The 20977-nt window shown below is 53.0% G+C and carries 19 protein-coding genes; 12 read left to right on the forward strand and 7 right to left on the reverse strand.

The genetic code is table 11. The annotated features are described in order from the left end of the window. The first annotated feature begins 508 nt into the window (after positions 1 to 508). The 3 genes from OES20_00605 (at position 509) to OES20_00615 (ending at position 5443) form a co-directional block, all read left to right on the forward strand. Positions 509 to 2704: a primosomal protein N' gene (locus OES20_00605; protein ID MDH3633179.1), complete on the forward strand. Its 2196-nt coding sequence runs from the start codon at positions 509 to 511 to the stop codon at positions 2702 to 2704. 481 nt (positions 2705 to 3185) lie between these two features. Beyond that, entirely contained in the window at positions 3186 to 4937 is a 1752-nt protein-coding gene (argS, locus tag OES20_00610; protein ID MDH3633180.1) for an arginine--tRNA ligase, read from the forward strand. 8 nt (positions 4938 to 4945) lie between these two features. Further along, a complete protein-coding gene (locus OES20_00615) occupies positions 4946 to 5443 on the forward strand; it encodes an SPOR domain-containing protein (protein ID MDH3633181.1) in 498 nt (165 codons plus the stop codon). 25 nt (positions 5444 to 5468) lie between these two features. Here the strand turns inward: OES20_00615 and OES20_00620 are convergent, their stop codons facing one another. Together OES20_00620 and OES20_00625 are read right to left on the reverse strand one after the other, a co-directional pair. Next, positions 5469 to 6200 (reverse strand): M48 family metallopeptidase, encoded by a 732-nt coding sequence (locus OES20_00620; protein MDH3633182.1) that lies wholly within the window; start codon positions 6198 to 6200, stop codon positions 5469 to 5471. Positions 6201 to 6209: 9 nt separating this feature from the next. After that, entirely contained in the window at positions 6210 to 8168 is a 1959-nt protein-coding gene (locus tag OES20_00625; GenBank protein ID MDH3633183.1) for a monovalent cation:proton antiporter-2 (CPA2) family protein, read from the reverse strand. 201 nt (positions 8169 to 8369) lie between these two features. On the opposite strand from OES20_00625, the gene OES20_00630 reads away from it, so the two are divergent. Both OES20_00630 and OES20_00635 read left to right on the forward strand, forming a co-directional pair. Then, on the forward strand, positions 8370 to 9194 hold the full coding sequence (locus OES20_00630; protein MDH3633184.1) for a sterol desaturase family protein: 825 nt from the start codon (positions 8370 to 8372) through the stop codon (positions 9192 to 9194). Beyond that, on the forward strand, positions 9191 to 10351 hold the full coding sequence (locus tag OES20_00635) for a methyltransferase (GenBank protein ID MDH3633185.1): 1161 nt from the start codon (positions 9191 to 9193) through the stop codon (positions 10349 to 10351). Before OES20_00630 ends, OES20_00635 begins: the two co-directional genes overlap by 4 nt. Positions 10352 to 10416: 65 nt before the next feature. Here OES20_00635 and OES20_00640 read toward each other — a convergent pair whose 3' ends face one another. Genes OES20_00640 through OES20_00660 form a run of 5 tightly spaced genes read right to left on the reverse strand, consistent with a single transcriptional unit; the run spans position 10417 to position 15305 of the window. Further along, positions 10417 to 12303 carry a DUF2207 domain-containing protein gene (locus OES20_00640; protein ID MDH3633186.1) on the reverse strand — a complete coding sequence of 629 codons (1887 nt, stop codon included), beginning with the start codon at positions 12301 to 12303 and terminating at the stop codon, positions 10417 to 10419. Next, on the reverse strand, positions 12300 to 12827 hold the full coding sequence (locus OES20_00645; protein ID MDH3633187.1) for a LemA family protein: 528 nt from the start codon (positions 12825 to 12827) through the stop codon (positions 12300 to 12302). The genes OES20_00640 and OES20_00645 overlap by 4 nt, the downstream gene beginning before the upstream one ends. After that, entirely contained in the window at positions 12824 to 13180 is a 357-nt protein-coding gene (locus OES20_00650; protein ID MDH3633188.1) for a TfoX/Sxy family protein, read from the reverse strand. The genes OES20_00645 and OES20_00650 overlap by 4 nt, the downstream gene beginning before the upstream one ends. A gap of 14 nt (positions 13181 to 13194) precedes the next feature. Continuing rightward, positions 13195 to 14403: a L,D-transpeptidase family protein gene (locus OES20_00655; protein MDH3633189.1), complete on the reverse strand. Its 1209-nt coding sequence runs from the start codon at positions 14401 to 14403 to the stop codon at positions 13195 to 13197. Beyond that, on the reverse strand, positions 14400 to 15305 hold the full coding sequence (locus OES20_00660; GenBank protein ID MDH3633190.1) for a tetratricopeptide repeat protein: 906 nt from the start codon (positions 15303 to 15305) through the stop codon (positions 14400 to 14402). Before OES20_00660 ends, OES20_00655 begins: the two co-directional genes overlap by 4 nt. Positions 15306 to 15396: 91 nt before the next feature. Here OES20_00660 and OES20_00665 point away from each other — a divergent pair, with 91 nt between their 5' ends. The 7 genes from OES20_00665 (at position 15397) to OES20_00695 (ending at position 20975) form a co-directional block, all read left to right on the forward strand. Continuing rightward, a complete protein-coding gene (locus OES20_00665) occupies positions 15397 to 16293 on the forward strand; it encodes a flap endonuclease (protein ID MDH3633191.1) in 897 nt (298 codons plus the stop codon). Positions 16294 to 16297: 4 nt separating this feature from the next. Beyond that, positions 16298 to 16834: a pseudouridine synthase gene (locus OES20_00670; protein MDH3633192.1), complete on the forward strand. Its 537-nt coding sequence runs from the start codon at positions 16298 to 16300 to the stop codon at positions 16832 to 16834. Beyond that, entirely contained in the window at positions 16831 to 17703 is an 873-nt protein-coding gene (locus OES20_00675) for a fructosamine kinase family protein (protein ID MDH3633193.1), read from the forward strand. Before OES20_00670 ends, OES20_00675 begins: the two co-directional genes overlap by 4 nt. Before the next feature lie 112 nt (positions 17704 to 17815). Beyond that, on the forward strand, positions 17816 to 18601 hold the full coding sequence (locus OES20_00680; GenBank protein ID MDH3633194.1) for an ATP-binding cassette domain-containing protein: 786 nt from the start codon (positions 17816 to 17818) through the stop codon (positions 18599 to 18601). 61 nt (positions 18602 to 18662) lie between these two features. After that, complete coding sequence (locus tag OES20_00685; protein ID MDH3633195.1) at positions 18663 to 19436, forward strand: ABC transporter substrate-binding protein; 774 nt, start codon at positions 18663 to 18665, stop codon at positions 19434 to 19436. A 74-nt stretch (positions 19437 to 19510) separates the two neighbouring features. After that, entirely contained in the window at positions 19511 to 20203 is a 693-nt protein-coding gene (locus tag OES20_00690) for an ABC transporter permease (GenBank protein ID MDH3633196.1), read from the forward strand. Beyond that, positions 20196 to 20975, forward strand: coding sequence for an ABC transporter permease (locus OES20_00695; protein MDH3633197.1), 780 nt, complete (start codon positions 20196 to 20198; stop codon positions 20973 to 20975). The genes OES20_00690 and OES20_00695 overlap by 8 nt, the downstream gene beginning before the upstream one ends. Positions 20976 to 20977: the final 2 nt, after the last annotated feature.

The following is a 20977-nucleotide window of genomic DNA, read 5'->3' on the forward strand; positions in this document are numbered from 1 at the left end:
ATCGTGGTACCGGGCAAAGTCACTGCGAAACAGGGCGCTGATTTTTTTGGTTTTGGCGGATTTAAGATTTCACTATTAATGAGATACTTTTAATTTATATATTTACTTAAAAATGTGTTGCTTCCCTATTGACAAGGGCAAGATATACACATGAGGTTAATCGATCGGTATCTGTCCCCAATTAGTTTCCACACTATCGATCAAAAATTGACCAGTTGCTATAACCCTTTGATATATAAAAGAAATTTAAATCGATGCAAAAATGAGCAATCTAATAGATGATCAATGGAAATGCGGCTTGCAGCGTGTTATGTGCATTTCATGCACAGACTTATCCACAGAATATGTGGATAAATCCATTTGTTACCATTTCTTAACAATTTAGCTTTTAATTTCCAGAAACAACTTTAACTTTGGACGGTAACTGATGTTCCAACTTCGTGCAAATGTGTCGCTGAGGTCGGTACTCAATTCGAGTATGATTCAGCTTTTCGCTTGAGTAATCCGCGTGCCGCAATCCCGATATGCCTCTTTCGCCATCGCACTGCCGCTGCACCGTGTTTTTGATTACCGGATTACGCCAGATGATTCTGCGGTGGTTGGTGCCCGTTACCGATTGCCCTTCGGCAACGGTGTCAAAACGGGAGTACTGCTGGACTCCAGCGACGTCAGTGAGCTCGATCCCGACCGAATCAAGCCGGTACAAGAGCGGCTTGACGATGCTGCTATTATTAATGAGCACATGCTGGCGCTGGCCCGCTGGATGTCGGACTATTACCTGCAATCGCTGGGTGAGGTCATATTCCAGTGCTTACCGGGCTACCTGCGAGGTTTGCGTCCGCACAATCCGGTACGGGTAAAACGCTGGCGTCTCGTTAAATCTGATCCAGACCTGATTGCAGGGCTCAAACGGCGTTCGCCCAGACAGTTTGAAATTTGCGATGCTCTTTTCCAGCATGAGTCCGGCCTGACTGCAATCCAGCTCAAGCAGATCAATCCTGCCTGGCATACGGTGGTGAAGACATTGGAGTCCAAACAACTGGTGCGCTGGGAGTGGATGGAAAAACCTCTTCTCGAGACGCCGGCCGATAATGTGCCCAGGCTGAGTCACGAGCAGCAAGATTGTCTTGCTAAACTCGAACCACGCGTGGATCGCTTCGCCGTGCACTTGCTGGATGGCATCACTGGCAGCGGTAAGACGGAGATCTACCTGCGGCTGATCCAGGGTCGACTTGCACTCGATCTTCAGGTTATTTACCTGGTGCCGGAAATTGGACTGACCAACCAGCTGATCGAGCGGGTCGAGCAGCGTTTTGGAGAGTGCTTCGCTATTTCGCACTCGGGTCTCACCGAGTTTCAGCGTTACCAGGCCTGGGATCGATTTCGCAGGGGTGAGGTCAGGATTATGCTGGGTACGCGCTCCAGCCTGTTTTCACAATGCGATCGACTCGGCCTGATTATCATCGACGAAGAACATGATCAATCCTATCGTCAGGACGACGGTGTGCGCTATCACGCCCGCGATGTTGCGATCAAACGTGCCCAGATGCTGGATATACCGATCGTCCTTGGCTCAGCTACGCCGTCATTGGAAACCATTGCCAACTGCACGCGTGACACTTATTTCCGTTATCGTCTTAACCAGCGCCCAACCCGGTTTGCACCACCGCCAATCCGGCTTATCGATGTGCGCAATAGTCGCTTCGAATTTGGCTGCGCCGTGCAAACCCTGGCGCAGATCGAGCGGCATCTGGCGCAGGAAGGCCAGGTTTTGATGTATCTGAATCGCCGAGGATTCGCACCGATCGTGATGTGCCACGAATGCGGCTGGCAATCTCTTTGTCAAAATTGCGATGCACGGTTGACCTTGCACCAATCGGTGCAATCCCTGTTATGTCATCACTGTGGCTATGCCCAGGCCGTACCCGAAACCTGTCCGGAGTGTGGCCATGCCGAGATCAGGCATTATGGCATCGGTACCGAGCAGCTTGAACAGGGTTTGATTCAGCGCTACCCGGACACCACCGTGCTGCGTATTGATCGAGACGTGATAGCGTCTCGTGCCGCGCTGAAGGCGCGGCTGAAACAATTGCAGAGTGGACAACCCTGCATTCTGATTGGCACCCAGATGATCGCCAAGGGACACGATTATCCTGCAATTACGCTGAGCGTGATTCTGGATGCAGACCAGGCATTGTTTAGCGCTTCCTACCGTGCCAGCGAACGCCTGGCGCAAACGCTGTACCAGGTTTCCGGACGCTCGGGGCGGGGCGATCGGGAAGGCGAGGCTATCGTACAGACCCGGTTTCAGGATCATCCGTTAATGCAGGCACTAAGCCAGCGAGACTATCGCGATATCGCGAACGAGCTGTTACAGGAGCGTCGCCTGCTCGGATTTCCACCCTTTGCACGGGTCGTTATGTTTCGTGCCGATGCAATCGAGCTTAAGGCAGCGCTTGCCAGGCTCGAAGATATCAGGACGTTGCTCGAGGCAGCGCCTCGTTTCGAGGCACTGTCCTGCGTCGGGCCGATGCCGGCATTGATGACCCGCCGGGTCGGTCGCTACCGCGCGCAATTGACGCTGATCTCGCAGGATTACCAGGCGTTGCGCTCGGTTCTGCAGCAATCGATGCCAGCCCTCGAGCAACTCGCCAGCAGCGCCCGTGTCAGCTGGAGCATCGATGTCGATCCTCCCGACCTCTAACCCCGTAGCTGTCATAAAGAGCTACCCAGTGAGAAAGCGTAATAGTGCGGCACGGTCATCGGGATATCTTTGCAGGATCGCCGTAAATACATTCGTGTAGGCTCGCGCCCGGAGTGCCGTCTCACAAAGATATCCCGATGACCGTGCCTTGTTGGTTCGCAACGAGCTCCAACATTAAAATCATCATTTCCGCGAATGCGGAAATCATTTGGTAAATGAACTTTATAAGATTGCGATGACCACGCCTTTGAAACTGGTAGCTATCTCGGAAGATCGCCCGTAAAAGTGTAGCGCGGCATGGATGCCGCGTTCCAAGCGATTCCATGGATGGACCAACCGGCGCTTGCGCCGGTTGGGAGCGTCTTTTACGGGCGATCTTCCGAGATAGCGAAATGGTTTGCAGAAATGATGGGTGGCCCAGGCAGGACAGCTCGGGTAAAATCCACGATCATTTTTCCCATCCGGGTACGAGTTTTAGCCCTTGAAGCAAATCATCACCGATCTGATCGCGCAGGCTCTACGCGAGCTTGAGCAGGCTTCGCAGATTCCGTCTGAACTCAATGCCAATATCCAGGTGACGCCTGCCAGGGATCCCGGGCAGGGTGACTTTGCTTCGAATATTGCGCTGACACTGGCCAAGGCAGTGGGCACGCCGCCGCAGGCTCTGGCAGAACTGATCGTCGGTAAGCTAGACGCCATCGACACGATCGAAAAGGTTGAAGTGGCCGGCCCGGGCTTTATCAATTTCTTTGTCGCCAGCGCCGCGAGTCATTCGATTATTAACAGGATACTCGAGCAGGGCACCGAATTTGGAAGCAGTGCAATCGGGCAGGAGAGCAAGATCCAGGTCGAATTTGTATCTGCCAATCCGACCGGACCGCTGCATGTTGGTCACGGTCGCGGTGCCGCGATCGGTGCAACGCTTGCCAACTTGCTGGGCTTTATTGGCTACGAAGTGCAAAAAGAGTACTACGTCAACGATGCCGGGCGGCAAATGCATATTCTCGCCACCTCCGTCTGGTTGCGATACCTGGAACTCTGCGGGGAGACAATCAGTTTTCCGAGCAATGGTTACCAGGGTGATTACGTCTGGGACATCGCGGCGACGCTGCACCGTGAAAACGCTGCTCGTTTTCAGAAGCCTGTGCTCGAGGTGATGGCCGATGTCAGTGAAGATGCGCCCGCAGGAGACAAGGAAAAACACATCGATGACTTGATCGAGAACGCCCAGACACTGCTTGGCGACACCGGGTACCGCGTCGTTTTCGACTTGGCGTTGGTGACATTGGTCGATGTGATACGTAATGATCTGCATGCCTTCGGGGTTGATTTCGAAAACTGGTTTTCGGAACGCTCGTTGAGCGACGACGGTCTGATTGAGCAAGCGATACAGCGGTTGCAGGATAAAGGTAGCGTCTATAAACAGGATGGGGCACTGTGGTTTCGCTCCACCGATTTTGGCGATGAAAAAGATCGCGTGGTGCGGCGTGAAAATGGGCAGACCACGTATTTTGCTTCTGACATCGCCTACCATATGAACAAGTTCGACCGGGGATTCGACAAGGTCATCAATATCTGGGGCGCGGACCATCACGGATATACTCCCCGGGTCAAAGCGGCATTGAGCGCGCTGGGTTATGATGCCGACAACCTCGAGGTTCAGTTGGTGCAATTCGCCAATTTGTTCGAACACGGCCAGAAGATTTCGATGTCGACACGCTCCGGGGAATTCGTCACGTTGAGACAATTGCGGGAAGACGTCGGGCTGGATGCCGCACGCTTCTTTTACGTGATGCGCAAATCGGAACAACACATGGATTTTGATCTCGATCTGGCGCGCGAGCAATCCAACGATAACCCGGTTTATTACGTGCAGTACGCGCATGCACGAATTTGCAGTGTCCGACGGCAGTGCGTCGAGAGGGGGATTAACCCGGCTGTCCAGGATGCTAACCTGGAGCGTCTGGAAAACGCACACGAGCAAGCCCTGGTGAAGCAACTGAGCCAGTTTCCGGAGCGGGTAGAAGCCGCCGCGCTTCGCCGTGAACCCCACCTGGTGGTTACCTATTTGCGCGAACTCGCCAATCATTTCCACTCCTGGTATAACGCGCACCAGTTTATCGTCGATGACGCTGAGTTGCGTGCCGCGCGTCTGGCGCTGGCATCGGCCGTACAGCAAGTATTAAGCAATGGCCTCGGGTTAATGGGTGTTTCGGCGCCGGAAACAATGTAACGATTCTGATGGCAAAAAAACAGTCGACATCGCTTTGGGTCTGGGCATTCCTGCTATTGGTGCTGGCCTCGTTTATTGCACTGGTTCTGTTTCTCGATCAAAAAATTGTTGAAAACAGCGGCGCAGATAATCAGCAGCAGGCATCGACCGGCAGTCCGAATAAACCAACCATCGATTTCTACTCGGTGTTGCCAAAGCGTAAAGTCGAAATCCCGATTTCAGAGGAAGACCGTGAAGCCATCGAAAATCCCAGTATCAATAAGGAAGCTGTCGACCGGTCGATACTGCAGGTCGGTTCTTTCCAAAGCGCTGGCGAAGCCGACACCCTCAAGGCGCAGCTGGCATTCCTGGGCCTGCAGGCGACCATCAAGTCCGCCGTCGTCAATGATGAAACCTGGCATCGTGTAGAGCTGGGACCTTTTTCGAGTCAGTCCAAATTGTCACGCACCAAGAACCTGCTGATCGAAAACAGGATCAAGTATATCGAGCGCAACCAGGCAAACTAGCACAATTAGCTGGATTGCCCCCGGCTCAGCTGTAAAGGTCGAGCAGGAACCAGTCAGGTACCAGGTTGCGCGAATCGCTCAGTAATTGCTCGTGTGCTCGAAAGTCGGAGCAATGTTTTTCCACCAGCGTCCAGAAGGCCCTGGAATGATTCAGGTGTCGCGTATGGCAAAGCTCATGAATCATCAGGTATTCCACGGTTTTTACCGGCAGAAATAGAAGCTGATCATTGAGGCTGATGTTACCGCGTCTTGAGCAGCTTCCCCACCGTGTCTTCTGACTGCGAACACTCAGTTTATTGAATTCGAGCCCGGTTCTGGTCGATATCTGCTCGAGCAGTGCAGGAAACGACGCCTGTGCCTTGCTTCGAATCCAGTCGCGTAACTCATGGACACGCTCGCGATGGCCGCTCGCCTGGATAACTATTTGATCTGTGCTGGGCTCGTCGAACAAGTCGAAATTGAACTGTAGCGAATCACCCTTGTAAACCACCGGAATAGAACTGTTGTCGAAAGCTAGAGTCAGCAACCGCGGCAGGCGTATGGACTGACGCAGCTTTGACTGCCGTGCAAGTTGACGTCGTGCCCAGGCTTCGTGTTTTGCGACCAGGTCCGGAACTTCATTGCGTGGGAAACGCGTCGGAATAATCACTTCAAGTCCGCCATACGGTTTGATTTGCAGCCTGGCGTATCGTGCCCGCGGCGATACGCGCAGTTTCCACTTTAGCGCTAACGGCGATACGGTTTCTTCGTCGACCATAAAGTTGCCCTATAAACCTGACATGATTTCTATCTCGACTGCCTGAATATCATCCGGGTGACCTTCGATGACAAAGACATCGTGCGGCTTAAATTCAACATCGATGAGCGGGCTGTCGCAGCTGACTCCGTTACGACGTAACGCAATAATTTTGACCTTGTCGAGACTTTTCAAGGATTCGATGCTGTGACCAACCGAAGCGTAAGTACCGAGTATTTCTATACTGTGCATATGGTGATGATCGGGCGCATCGAGATCGACGTCGTCCACGCTGTGAAAAAATGCACGTACCCGGGCGTAGTGCCCTTCACGCGCCTCGTCGAGCATTTCATCGATGGAATGGGGATCCTCACCCAGCGCTGTCAAGGTATGCTTGGCAAGCATCATACTTGATTCGACCGTATCCGGGATCACTTCATCGGCACCACACTCGAGCAGGTGCTCGAGATGACGATCGTCGCGGGTTCTAATGATCATCGGAATATCCTTACTTAACTCGCGCGCAGTCTTGGCGATATGCTCGCTGGCCTTGAATTCAGTAAATGATATGACCAGTACCCGGGCCCTGGCAAAGCCGGCGCTTTGCAGAATCTCGGGTTTGCTGCTATCGCCATAGAAAACCGGTTCACCCGCCTCGCGCGCCTCGGTGACAATGTCGGTATCGATTTCCAGCGCAACGAAAGGAATGCCGACCCGCCGCAGGAACTGCGCGAGATTTTGCGAGGTGCGGCCAAAGCCGCACAGAATAACGTGGTCCGCGATATCCTTGCAGGCTTCCTCGATACTTGTTTCGACCTGGTTCAGACTGTCGCGATAATCCGGATCAAATCGGCAGGCAATCTTTTCATTGAATTGAATCAGCATCGGTGATATCGCCATGCTCAGGATAATCGCCGCGATGATGGGCTGGCTAAGTCCGAGCTCGAGTAGACCCGTAGCGAGCGCGACTGCCAGCAACGCGAATCCGAATTCACTGCCCTGGCCGAGTAGAATACCAGCACGAATCGCGACTCCCTTGGTAAAGCCGGCCAGATGTGTGATGACTGCGATCGCGATACCCTTGCCAGCGATCAGGCCCAGGGTCAAAATCGCGACCGTCAGGGGTTCATTGATGATGATGCGCCAGTCGAATTGCGAACCGACGGAAATAAAGAACAATCCCATCAGAACATCGCGGAAAGGCCTGATTTCATTTTCGATATGATGCTGAAACTCGGTTTCGGCGAGCATGATGCCGGCGAGAAAAGCACCCATGGCCAGCGATAGCCCCAGTTGCCATGTCAGCCAGGCAGCCAGCAGCGCGATCAGCAGGATAAACAGCGTGAACAGTTCATGCGAATGGGTGGCGGCAACCGCACGCACCGCGGGCCGGACCAGGTATTGGCCGGCGTAGAATATTACCGCGAAAGCGAAAGCGCCCTTGGCCAGGGCCAGGCTGATCGGCATCAGCAAAGATTCTACTCCGGGTGCGGCGAAAATCGGTATCAATACCAGGAATGGCACTACCGCCAGATCCTGGAACAGCAATACGCCGAGCGATATATTGCCATGTGGTTGATGCAACTCGTACTGTTCAGTCAGCAGCTTTACCACGATTGCGGTGGATGACATTGCGAGTGCACCACCAAGGGCGAAAGCGACCTGCCACGACAGTCCCAGCCAGATACCAACCACCACGGTGCTCAAGGTTGACACAGTAACCTGCGCAACACCGATGCCGAAGACGATTTTACGCATCGAGATCAGGCGCGGAATAGAAACCTCGAGACCGATCGTAAATAACAGGAAAACCACCCCGATTTCGGCAATTTGCTCGATCGCATGTGAGTCATGAATCAAGCCGAAAGCATTGTCGCTGGCAAGCAAACCTACCACCAGGTAGCCCAGCACTGCGGGGATGTCGATGAGTTTAAACACAGCGACCCCCATCACCGACAGTATCAATATGATCAGGATATCGTTTAACATCTGAGGACTGGTCTAATTTAATCCGGGTCTGTATAACACACTAATGCATTTAAACAGATAACAACTGTAACAAGTTAGTGACAGGAATAAAAAAGAGGAGTCCTGCGAGTGTGGTTCTAATTACTCGCACACCACGATTCCGATTTGGGGTCTGTTTTTTAAGACTGTCAATGTCATCGATAATGCTCGAAAATGCAGGCCATGGACGCGGTCGAAATCGAAACCTTCATCCTTGAACGCGAGGCCATTATCCGCCTTGGTGTTTTCGGGCTCGTTTTCATCGTCATGTTGCTATGGGAGCTGATAGCTCCTCGACGGGAGCTGAGCGTTCCCAAGGCGCTGCGGTGGAGCAGTAATCTGGGTTTGTTACTGCTGAACAGCATGGTGCTGAGGCTATTGTTTCCTGCAGCAGCGGTAGGGATTGCCTATTCAGTGGCGGAGCAGGGCTGGGGATTGTTTAACCTCGTTGATTTACCCTTATGGCTCGAGGTATCAGCTGCAGTAGTATTGCTCGATTTTGCGATCTACCTGCAGCATCGATTGATGCACCTGGTACCGATCCTGTGGCGTTTGCACCGTGTACATCACGCCGATCTCGATTTCGATCTGACCACCGGTTCCCGGTTTCACACCATTGAAATCATCGTTTCGATGTTGTTCAAATGGCTGGTGATAATACTGCTCGGCCCGGCGCTGATCGCGGTACTCGTGTTCGAGATCGTGCTGAACGGTATGGCGATATTCAATCACGCCAATGTTGGTTTACCGCGCGCTGTTGATCGATTAGTACGTTGTTTTTTGGTCACCCCGGATATGCACCGGGTGCACCATTCGGTGCTGGTGCGGGAGACCAACAGTAACTATGGTTTCAACCTTTCAATCTGGGACCGGGTCTTCAGGACCTATATCGATCAGCCCGAAAAGGGTCACCAGGCAATGACGATAGGGCTCGCAGAATTTCGCAATGCCAGGCAGGTTGATCGATTACCGGGCATGCTGGCGTTACCGTTTGTCGGTAAGCGATGAACAAGCCTTTATCAATCGATAGCCAGAAGTTACTGCTGGTGCCTCAGGGCGAGTTTGAGCTGGTTTGTAATCCGCGCGATGAACTGTTGCAGGCCTGGGACTCCGCCGATGAATTTCTATTGAACTATCTTGATGAAATCAAGGTGCTGTCGCGCCACGGCAAGCTACTGATATTGAATGATACCTTCGGCGCACTCGCCGTAGCTCTCGCGAATCACCCGGTTTATTCCTGGAACGATTCCTATCTGGCGCAGCAAGCACTACGCGATAACCTGACCGCAAACGGTTATCCTGTTGATCAGGTCAAGACCAACCAGGGTATCAATTTTCCCACGGCGTCCGTTGACTGCGTACTAATCAAGATTCCAAAAGCGCTCGCCTTGCTCGAACACCAGCTCTATGCATTACGCCGGGTTTTGCATCACGATACGCATATTTTCGCGGCTGGAATGGCGCGCAATATCCACCGATCGACGCTGGATCTGTTTGAAACCATCCTCGGGCCGACAACGACAACGCGGGCGCGCAAGAAAAGCCGTCTTATCCTGGTTGAGCGTGATCAATCGCTTAACGAGGGTCAAAGCCCTTATCCTGACAGCTACGAATTGCAGGTGGATCGAATCTACCGGATCATAAATCATGCGAGCCTGTTCAGCCGTGATCGACTTGACCGGGGCAGTCAGCTGTTGCTGGAGAATATGCCGGTGGCGGATCGTTTTCGACGTATTGTTGACCTGGGTTGCGGCAATGGGGTCATCGGAATTATCGCCGCCGCCCTGAATTCCGAGGCCAGCATGCTGTTTTGCGACGAATCGTACATGGCGATCGCAAGTGCAGAGGATAATTTTCGCAACGCGTTTGCAGGATCGCGTGCCGCCACGTTCAGGGTAGGCGACGGCCTGCAGGGTGTGGATTCCAATCGCCACGACCTCGTCTTGATTAATCCACCGTTTCACCAGCAGCACGGTGTCGGTGATGCGACCGCATGGCAAATGTTCAGGCAGGCGCAACGCGTATTGACTCCAGGTGGCGAATTGCGGATCGTCGGTAACCGTCACATGGCTTATCACAGCAAACTGAAAAAACTGTTTGGCAATTGCGAAACCATCGCCTCTGACAGCAAGTTTGTTGTCCTCAGCTCAACCAAGCATAAATAGCTCGACATTGATCGAGGCCGCTATCGATATTGGTTCAGGAGGAAAAACGAGGTGTAGAGATTGGTTTACCAGCCGCCGCCACCGCCACCACCGCCACCGCCACCCGATGAGCCTCCGGACGATCCCGACGAAGATCCGGGGGCGACCGACGAAGATGCGATCGCCGAATCGAAAGAACTCGATAGCGCGTTTGAAAAATGATTGTCGCGGTGACCGCGAGCATGATACCAGCCTGGGTGAGAATAGTTGCTTTCGATCAGGCCTTGTGCAATCGCATGATTGAGTTTGGCAGTCCATTCGTTTTCGAGATCGAGCGCAATCGCATAGGGTAGATAAGTTTCATATAAACCGATGGTGAAGCTGGGAGCACCCGATAACGTCATTTCATCTTCTTCGGCCACCTTGAGGTAATGTTTGAAGCCCTCGATCTGATCCAGTAGCCGTCGCCCTGCAAGTGTCGGTGCCTTTAACCACTGGTAGAAAAAATAGTGCATGGCCAGCATCGCGATAACGCCAGTAACCAGGGGCAGGGGTACTACTTCCGAGAACCCCACAATGGGGATACCCGTGCTCAAGATTACCCAGGCAAAGACCAATAGCACCACGACGTTAACCGCAACCTGGATTTTACCTCTCTTCCGAAGGCGCTTTAAACCGCGCCAAATGGCTGAAAGCATGATTATTGGAACGACCGAGAAAACGACGAAGAATATCGTTTTCATGATGACTTCTTCCGATGGCAGCCTCGTGATGGCAGTTGCAATGACAATCACGGTCGCCAGGACGCCCGGAATCAGTAGCCCGCTGTTGGTGTTGAAGTATTTTTTCTCGTAATCGCGCTTGAGTGATTTTTTATGTTTGCCGATAGCCTTTGACAGGATGCCATGGTTTGACTGCACGACACTGATGTTGTCGCGCCCATCCCCGAACAGCCCGTTCAGGACCTGCCCTTCGCCGGGGGCAAGCGGTAGTTCGGTCGCTTCCTGTTTGGTCAACTTGAACTGTCCCTCGTCGTCATTGATATCAGCGGCGCCCTTCACCGCGAGATTAATGATTGCGCTGGTAAAACATTTTTTATCGTAGCCCATGTTCTGCACATACCGCATCGATGCGGGTGAGTACCCCACGGGTGGTTGGTAACGCGGTATAATCACGCCCGACTCGGGATCCCGGCCATACCATAGCCACAGCGTCAGATAATAAGCAAACAGCGCGAGTGCGCCTCCGCCAACTATAAGCGCGGGCTGGTTATCCTCGAAAAACCAGGCGCGGCGCTGGGAAGCGCCGGGTTCGTTAACGATCCCTTTCGGCCACCCCGCGACGATTGTAAGCCCTTCGTGGCGTCCCAGCGGCTGGCTGCTTTCAAAATAAGCCTGATTGCTGGTGCTGCGACGATGTCGCAGGTTCTGCGCGGTCGAGCCCTGCGGGCCGGTATATCCGGTAAGCTGGAAGTCGGTAACGGCATCGGGCAGCGTCACGCGGGCTGATGCCCGGTCGATTCGAAAGGCCCAGCCGTTACCGGTGACATTCCAGTAGAGTTCGTCAAAATCGTCGAAGAAGCCGAGCTGTCGAGTGGTGAGGTACCGAATTTGATACTCATAGAAGCCAGGTGACAGGTAAACATTATGCGCGCCGATATAAAGCCGTTTACCGTTGGATTGATTCTTGATGTGGTAGGGCTCGGAACGGCCGTCGCGTTGCACCGACAGAACTTCGAAATCGACCGACATGGTGCGATCTTTTGCGGTGGTATAACGGGTTGGAAAATCACGGAAAATTCCGCGCCGGATAGATTGACCCTCGGCCCTGACAACAATGGTTTCGGTTACCTGTAAATCACCATTGCGGCGCACTTCGATGTCGCTGTGAAAAGACTCTATATACTCTTCTGCCTGGCCGTTGAAAGACAAAGATAGCAGTAGAGCGGCGAACAGGGCGCGCAGCATTATCATCGCCGAATTTCCTCGAATTCGAAATACTGGGCAGGCCGATAGTTAAACAGGCGGGCTATGAACAGGTCAGGAAAGCTATCGATCCGGGTATTTAAATTCCGAACCGCACCATTGTAGTATCGCCGCGCATGCTGAATGTCGGCTTCGACGGCACTGATGTCATTTTGTAATTGTAGAAAGCTCTGGTTAGCCTTGAGCTCGGGGTAGGCTTCCTGCAGCGCGAAAATCGATAGTAGGCCCTGGCTGATACCGTTTTCCAGTTGACCCTGCTGTTCTACTCCCTGGATATTGCCGGCCTGATTTCGCAGTGTGGTGACCTGGTCAAGCGTCGCCTGCTCGTAAGCCGCGTATTGCTTTACCGCGTCGACCAGTTTCGGTATCAAATCATGACGACGCTTGAGTTGTACTTCGATATCGCTCCAGCCGGCACGGGTGCGTTGGCGATCGCGCACCAGGTTGTTGTATATGGTGATGCCATAAACCACGACCCCGATGATTCCGGCCAGGATTATCCACTCGATCATGCTTTCTGCCGCTTACTTTTTTTACTCGGATTACGCAGGGCGGTGTCGAAGGCCAGCCTCGCCCAGCGCAGGCAGGCGTCCGGGTCCTCGAAAAACTCCTCGGGCGCAAGATAGTAGGAAAGCCGATACTCCTTTTCCTTTTTGTAATAGCTGAAAGCTTCGCAACCTTCGGCGCTAAACAACTCGCGGGTTTCATCGTCAGCCTTGAGATAGAGGCTGCCGTCGGCAATCAGACCAAACATCAATCCCTGGTGAAAAATGCCGTAACCGCCGAACATGCGTCTGGCTTCGCAGGGTCCGAACGAATCCAGCAGGTCGACGATGTGGGTCGCAAATTCCTGCGCTTCGGACATGTTTAAATCCCGGGCTAGTTTTTGACGATCGTATTTTCGATTGACGGAAATCTACGATTGCCCTCGTAGACAATTTGCCAGTTGGTGCCCGTCTTGCGCCAGAAAAGTTCCTTGGGCGATTCGACATTCAAATTGTTGCTGCGATAGTTCTGTTCAAACTGCATCAACATCAGGTTGTCTTCACCGGGATAGTTAAAGATATTAAGCTTGCTGTATTCGACCTCGATCCAGGTCTTGTTGCCGTTTACCCAGCGTTTATGATCATCCCAGCTTTTAAAGTCGCGTCCATAGGCATCCAGTTCGGATTTCGAGTAGTGTTGACGGTACTTTTCATGATCAAGGCTTTCCCAGTCGATTAGCCAGCTCGATAACAGCTGCATGACTTGCTGGCGTTTCGCCAACCATTGCTCGCGTTTGATCCAGTTAACTTGTTCCGCGACGACGACAGGCGTGTGCAGCGAAGGCTGGATATATTTATCGATATGCAGGAAATCGGGGTTGCTGACGACGATACAGCCGTTGCTGGCCCGAGGCGAACGGTTATAGGTGTAAGAGGGAGTGCCATGGATCCAGATCCCGCCACCGGTGCGCTGCTGGCGCTGGTCCCAGGCATTAGGGTAGTTGATTGGAAACGCGCCCTCGCCGTATAAATCCGGAAGCTCCATGCCATCGATGTATCGGGTCACATGATAGATACCGATGGGTGTCTTTTGGTCGCCGCGTTTTTGCTTGCCGTAACCGTTCAAACCGATGGTGATGAAATAATCGGTTTCGAGACGCAGATCGCCGCCCTCGTTGCGGTAGATATAGACGCGAGAGCGCTGTTGATCGACCAGGATGACATAGGGTTGATCGTCGGCCAGCAATAAAATGTTGTCCGGGTACAGGCCCTGATGAGCCGGGCTGGCATCATGTTGCCAGCGTTTTCGGATTTCGTCGCGGAAGTCCTGGATTGCACGATCGGTATCTATGCCGGAGCCAATCCCGGTCAGTGGCTCGGCCTTGGCCAGCAGCAGGTCGGCATAGAGCATGTGTCCGAGCCGGCTATGCGGATATCGCTTGATCAGGTCGCGCGTACTGTTCAGGGCTTGATCGTGATTGAGGCTTTGAATTTCCTTGATTGTTTCAAGGAGACTTTGCTCGTAATTATTCCCGGGCGGGTCACCCGCCATCAGGTTGCAGTGCAAACCAAGCAATAACAGTAATGTAAAAAAAAGTTTCATAAAACAGATAATACCCGCTCTTCGGTAATTTTCCATTGAGAGCCAATACGGCTAAAGGCAAGTCGTTTCACCACCCGGTCGCTGTAGCGTACTGAATCATAGGCCTGTTTGAAATCAATAATAGCTTTATTTTCGCTGCGCCACTTGACTTGTATGTTTTCGATCTCGACTTTTATTTTGCCGGGGCGTGAAATACGTTTGCGTCGTTGTTCAATCCATTGGTCGTGGGACTTGAAATCTGCGTGGTAATCAGCACTATAAAAATCGGTATAGGTAGCAAAGTCTTTACCACTCCAGGCTTTTGCCCAATTCTTGACCCGCTCGATCAACCGGGTTTCCTGGTTGGCTAAGTTGATCAGGGTCTGGTCATCCGGGATCTTATCTGTCACCGGTTCCTCGTCCACCGAATCCAGATTGGTGAGTGCAGTAAGCTGTATATTATGTGTGTATTTGGCTGGTTCACTCGATTCGCTGACGGCACGCCGATAGGCTTCACTCGCGATGCCCTTGTAAATCTGGCTTAGATTATCGTAAGCGGTTGCATAACTGGGACTGGTGTTGAGCGCCTCGACCAGTAGTTGGCTGGCGCGATCATAGTCGCCCTTTGCCAGATAGATCATGGCCAGGTTATTGCGCGGCTCGGGTAAGTTGGGGTTATCCTTGATCAAGTCCTGGTAGAGCATCTCTGCCTTTTCTGGTTGCGCGCTCATCTGGTAGGCATAGGCAGTGAGGAACCGCGCGCGCGCGTGCTGCGGGTTTTGCGCAAGCAACTGCTCGCCCGTATCAGCCGCGTCGGTATACTGTTGTTGTTCGAGCAACTGTTGTAATTGCTGTATCGAGGTTGCGGCCGAGGCTGCGGCAGTGGCAAGCAAGCATAGGAAAATGAGGAGAAAGCGCAGCATCTTGTTTTATGCATTCGAATTATTGCGCGCGATTATAGCAAACACCGTTGTAAAATCTTTACTCCTTAATTGTGGTAATCACTTTTTAATAATGCGCTTGTTCCTGGTCGATTCGAGTATTTTCATTTTCAGGGCCTGGTATGGTCCGTATCCCGAACGGGTAAACCTGCAGCAGCTGCCTAACCAGGCGTTCGTTGGTTTCAGCGATTTCGTGTTCCGGCTCCTGACCGAGCAGGCGCCACGTCATCTTGTCTTCGCGTTTGATGAAAGCCTGTCCAAATCAGCGCGCAAGGAGATATATGCCGATTACAAGGCGAACCGCAGTCCGGCTCCTGAAGAATTGAAGCGACAGTTTGCCTGGTGCCGCGAATGGCTGGAAGCGCTGGGTATTTCCTGTGTCAGCAGCAAGCGCTGGGAAGCCGATGACCTGATTGGTTCACTGGCGAACTACCATGGTTCGACACGGCTACCGGTGACGATTCTGACCGCCGACAAGGACCTGGCGCAATTAATTACCGAGCGTGATATCTGGTGGGCCTATCTCGATAATAGGAAACTCGACTATCGCGCGATTTGCAAAAAGTTCGGCGTGCGCCCGGAGCAGATCGCCGATCAACTGGCCCTGACCGGCGACAAGGTCGACAACATTCCCGGGATTCCGGAAGTCGGACCGAAAACGGCGGCGCGCTTGCTGAAGAAATACGACACGATCGATATACTTCGGCAGCATTTACACGAAGTGGCTGATATGAAGTTTCGTTACGCAGGAAGAATTCAGCGTTCCCTGATCGAGCATGAGGCGTTGCTCGATGTCAGCCTCGCGTTAACCCGGATCAACTGCGAGATCGAGGAGATGCGGCAGGTTGATATCCTGCGCCAGCAGGCGGATATCGAACAGCTGCAACGCATGATGCGCGAGCAGGCTTTCGAGGCAGCGCGCAGCACTCGCTGGCTGAACTACCTGGACGCGGCAATCGCCAGCGGGTAATAACATGACGCGGACATTGCTCTTCAATAAACCCTTCCAGGTGCTGAGCCAGTTTTCGCCATCAGGAGATAAACGGACGCTGGCTGACTATATCGATGTGCCCGGCGTCTACGCGGCGGGGCGGTTAGATTTCGATAGCGAGGGTTTGATGGTACTGACAGATGACGGCGTTCTGCAAGCGCAAATCTCAAATCCGCGTTACCGTCGAGTGAAAACTTACCTGGCGCAAGTTGAGGGTATACCCGAACCGGAGGCTCTGCAGGTGTTGGCTTCGGGCATGAAACTGAAAGACGGTCCGACTCGTCGCGCGAACGTAATTCAGGTTGATGAGCCGAGCTGGCTCTGGCCCCGCGACCCGCCGATTCGGGTGCGCAAGAATATTCCGACGCAGTGGTTGCGGATTAAGATCCAGGAGGGGCGTAATCGCCAGGTACGACGCATGACCGCGGCAGTCGGGCATCCCACGCTGCGCCTGGTCAGGACCGAAATCGGCGATTGGTCATTAGACGGACTGCAGCCGGGTGAGCATCGTTTGTTATGATTAACTGGCAATCACTCAGTGCTTCGCTGGCACAACAGCTGCAACGTTCGCCGACTGAAATTCGCGCAGTAGCGATACACGGTGGCGATATCAACCAGGCCTTTCGGCTTGAATGTGGCGAGCAGGATTTCTTTGTCAAAGTCAATCGAAGTGAATTACTGTCAATGTTTGTCGCTGAAAAAGCGGGGCTTGATGCGATCCGTGACAGCGAAGCGATCCGGGTACCCGAAGTATTCCTGACCGGATGTGAAGGTGATCTTGCCTACATCGTAATGGAATACATCGAGCTCGGAGGACTGCCCGATGCGGATCGATTTGCCACGGCATTGGCCGCGATGCACCGCTGTTTTCACAAACAGTTCGGCTTCGAGTACGACAATACCATTGGCAGCACGCCACAACACAATACCTTTAATGCGGACTGGATTGATTTCTGGCGCCGACAGCGGCTCGACTTTCAACTGGAGCTGGCACGAAAAAAAGGATTTGATACCAGGTTGATTGACGCCGGTAATCGCCTGGCAGGAGATCTTGGAAAATTTTTTACCAGCTATCAGCCCAAACCGTCTCTGCTGCATGGCGATCTGTGGGGCGGTAACCAGGGCGCCGACGAGAACGGCAATCCAGTTATTTACGACCCGGCTTGCTACTTCGGTGACCATGAAGCCGATCTTGCGATGATGGAGTTATTCGGTCATCCGGGGAAGCGTTTCTTCGCTAGGTACAATGAGCATTTTCCAATCGATACCGGCTATGCCGAGCGACGAGAGCTCTACAATCTCTACCACGTACTGAACCATGCCAATTTGTTTGGCGGTGGTTATGCTTCGCAGGCGCGAGGTATTATCGAGCGTCTGTTGGCGTTATAAAGCCGATTTCAGCGGTTCAATTCCGACTGGTTTGCGGGCTGAAAAAAGTGTTACCATGCGCGCACAACTAGAAAATATCGACAAAAACGATAATCCCAGGAGGGGAAACCGAATGAGCGAAGCAGCTGGCGACCAACCGGCGCTTGAGGTCGTAGACCTTCATAAAAGCTTTGGCGATGTTGAAGTAATCCGCGGCGTATCGCTGAGCGCGCATAAAGGTGATGTCATTTCGATACTGGGAGCCTCGGGCTCCGGAAAAAGTACCTTCCTGCGCTGTATTAACCTGCTTGAAATCCCTAACGCGGGCGATGTCTTTGTTGCCGGCGAAAAAATACGCATGCATACCAGTAGATCCGGTCGCTATGAACCCGAAGACATTCACCAGGTAGAGCGCCTGCGAGCACGCCTCGGCATGGTTTTCCAGAGTTTCAACCTGTGGTCGCACATGACGGTAATTGAAAACGTGATCGAGGCGCCGGTGCATGTACTTAAGGTCCCCAAGGCCGAGGCGACCGAGCAGGCCGAAGCCTTGCTCGACAAGGTCGGAATTCTGGAACGCAAGGATTACTATCCGGCGCAATTATCTGGTGGTCAAATGCAGCGCGTTGCCATTGCGCGTGGACTGGCGATGAATCCCGAGGTGATGTTGTTTGATGAGCCGACCTCGGCACTAGATCCGGAACTGGTTGGAGAAGTGCTCAAAGTTATGCGCGATCTTGCCGAAGAAGGGCGCACCATGTTGGTCGTTACCCATGAAATGGGGTTTGCGCGTGACGTGTCATCGGAGGTCGTATTTTTGCACCAGGGTCGGGTAGAAGAGCAGGGCGAACCCCATCAAATGTTTAAAAATCCGAATTCGGATCGTTTTCGAAAATTTCTATCGAGGACGATGCAGTAACCGCCCGTAGGGCATAACAAAACAGTTTCTCAGTGAAACACAACCAAAGTGAGGAAGTAAGATGAAGTTCAGAAAATTAATGACAGCATTGACTGCTGTTACACTGATGCTAGGAATGGGAAGCGTACAGGCCGCGGATCTTCGTGTCGGCGTTGAAGGCGCTTATCCCCCGTTCTCATGGAAAGAATCCGACGGCACCCTGAAAGGTTTCGATATCGAAATTGCCGAAGCCATCTGTGCCGAAATGCAGCGCAAATGCGTGCTGATAGAGCAGGACTGGGACGGCATGATTCCGGCGTTGCTGGCAAAGAAATTCGATACCATTATCGCCTCGATGTCGATTACCGAGGAGCGCAAGAAGCGCGTCGATTTTAGCGACAAGTATTACAACACGCCCGCTAAATTCGTCGCCAAAAAAGGCGCCGGTTTGAAAATTACCAAGGAAGGATTGAAAGGTAAAAGAATCGGCCTGCAGCGCGGCACCACGCACCAGTGTTTCATGGAAAAGATGTTTCCCGATGTCGAGCTGGTGCTCTACGGAACCCAGGACGAGGTATTTCAGGATCTCGCGATAGGTCGTATCGATGCCCAGTTTTCAGACTCGATCGCAGCTGATGATGGCTTCCTTAAAACCGATGCCGGAAAAGATTTCGAGTTTACCGGTGGCGACCAGCATGACGAGGCATGTCACGGTCCGGGTGCCGGCATGACCGTGCGCAAGCAGGACAAGGAGCTGCGCATGGAGCTCAACGCGGCGATCAAGGCGCTTCGTGAGAAAGGCATTTATCAGAAAATAAACGCCAAGTATTTCGATTTCGATATCTTCGGCGGTTAATCGCCGGCACCCAACCCGGCCTGTGTTTTTCCAGGCCGGGTTTTATAACCTGATCGACAGGCATTAAAGTGGATCTGATCATCGAATACCAGGGCCAGTTACTATCCGGCACATGGGTGACGATAAGGCTCGCGCTGCTGTCACTGGTCATCGCGGTATTGTTCGGATTGATCGGCGCCTGGGCCAAGTTGTCCAAGAATATCGTCGCACAGAAAACCGCGAATGGTTATACCGCCATCGTGCGCGGCGTCCCCGACCTGGTATTGATTTTACTGGTGTTCTTCGGCGGCCAGGAGCTGGCCAACTCGATCGGCACACTGACCGGCCTGTGGGACTACGCCGAAATCAGCCAGTTCGCCGCCGGCGTCGGTACCATCGGCGTCGTGTTTGGTGGCTACATGACCGAAACCTTTCGCGGCGCGATCCTGGCAATACCGAAAGGCCAGATCGAGGCCGGCGTCGCCTGTGGCATGTCACGCCTGACCATATTTCGCCGCATTATCTGGCCGCAGATGGTGGTTTACGCACTACCGGGTTTTTCCAATAACTGGCTGGTACAAATCAAATCAACCGCGCTGGTCTCGGTCATCGGGCTGCAGGACGTCGTCTACAACGGATTTGTTGCCGGGCGTTCGACGCGGCAATTGTTTACCTTCATGTTCGCAGTGCTAATGATTTACCTAGTTTTGACCGCGATATCTGATTCTGGATTGCGCTGGCTCGATAAAAAATACAGCAAGGGCATCGTGAGGACCGACGATGGGTGATTCGATCATCCAGTTTCTCGAAACCTGGTCACCGATCGACATTGTATTGATCGCTCAGAATTTCGATCGTTTCCTGTGGGGCGCCCTGACAACTTTGCAATTGACGGTACTGTCGCTAGTAATTGGCGGAATTCTGTCGATTCCGCTGGCGATCGTACGCGCCGGCAATAATCCGTTTTTAAACGCGCCGGTGTGGGCTTTTACCTACCTGTTTCGCGGTACCCCGCTGCTGGTGCAGACCTACCTGATTTATTACGGTCTGGGCCAGTTCGAGTGGATCCGCGAAACATTCCTATGGGGACCGATTCTTTCGCAAGCATGGTACTGTGCGCTGATTGCATTTTCACTCAACACCGCGGCTTATACCACCGAATTGCTGCGTGGTTCGATCGTGAATACCAGCAGGGGCGAAATCGAAGCCGCCAGGGCTTGCGGCTTCAGCAACTGGATGGGCCTCAGACGCATCGTGCTGCCGAGCGCCTTTCGGCGTGCGCTACCAGCCTACTCGAACGAAGTCATTTTCATGCTGCATGGATCGGTGGTGGCAAGCACGATTACGATCCAGGACCTGCTCGGCGTGGGGCGATGGCTCAACGGTCGCTATTACCTCGCCTACGAAGGTTTCATCACCGCTGCGGTTCTTTACTTTATTATCGTGCTGGCGGTGTCCCGTGGATTTCGTCTCTGGGAAAAACACTGGTTGCAGCACCTTTACCCGCGCGAAGCGCTTGAGATTAAACCCGCCAAGGGAGCCGCGTCTTTTCGAATCTAGAG

This window comes from Gammaproteobacteria bacterium (assembly GCA_029862005.1).
Lineage (GTDB): Bacteria > Pseudomonadota > Gammaproteobacteria.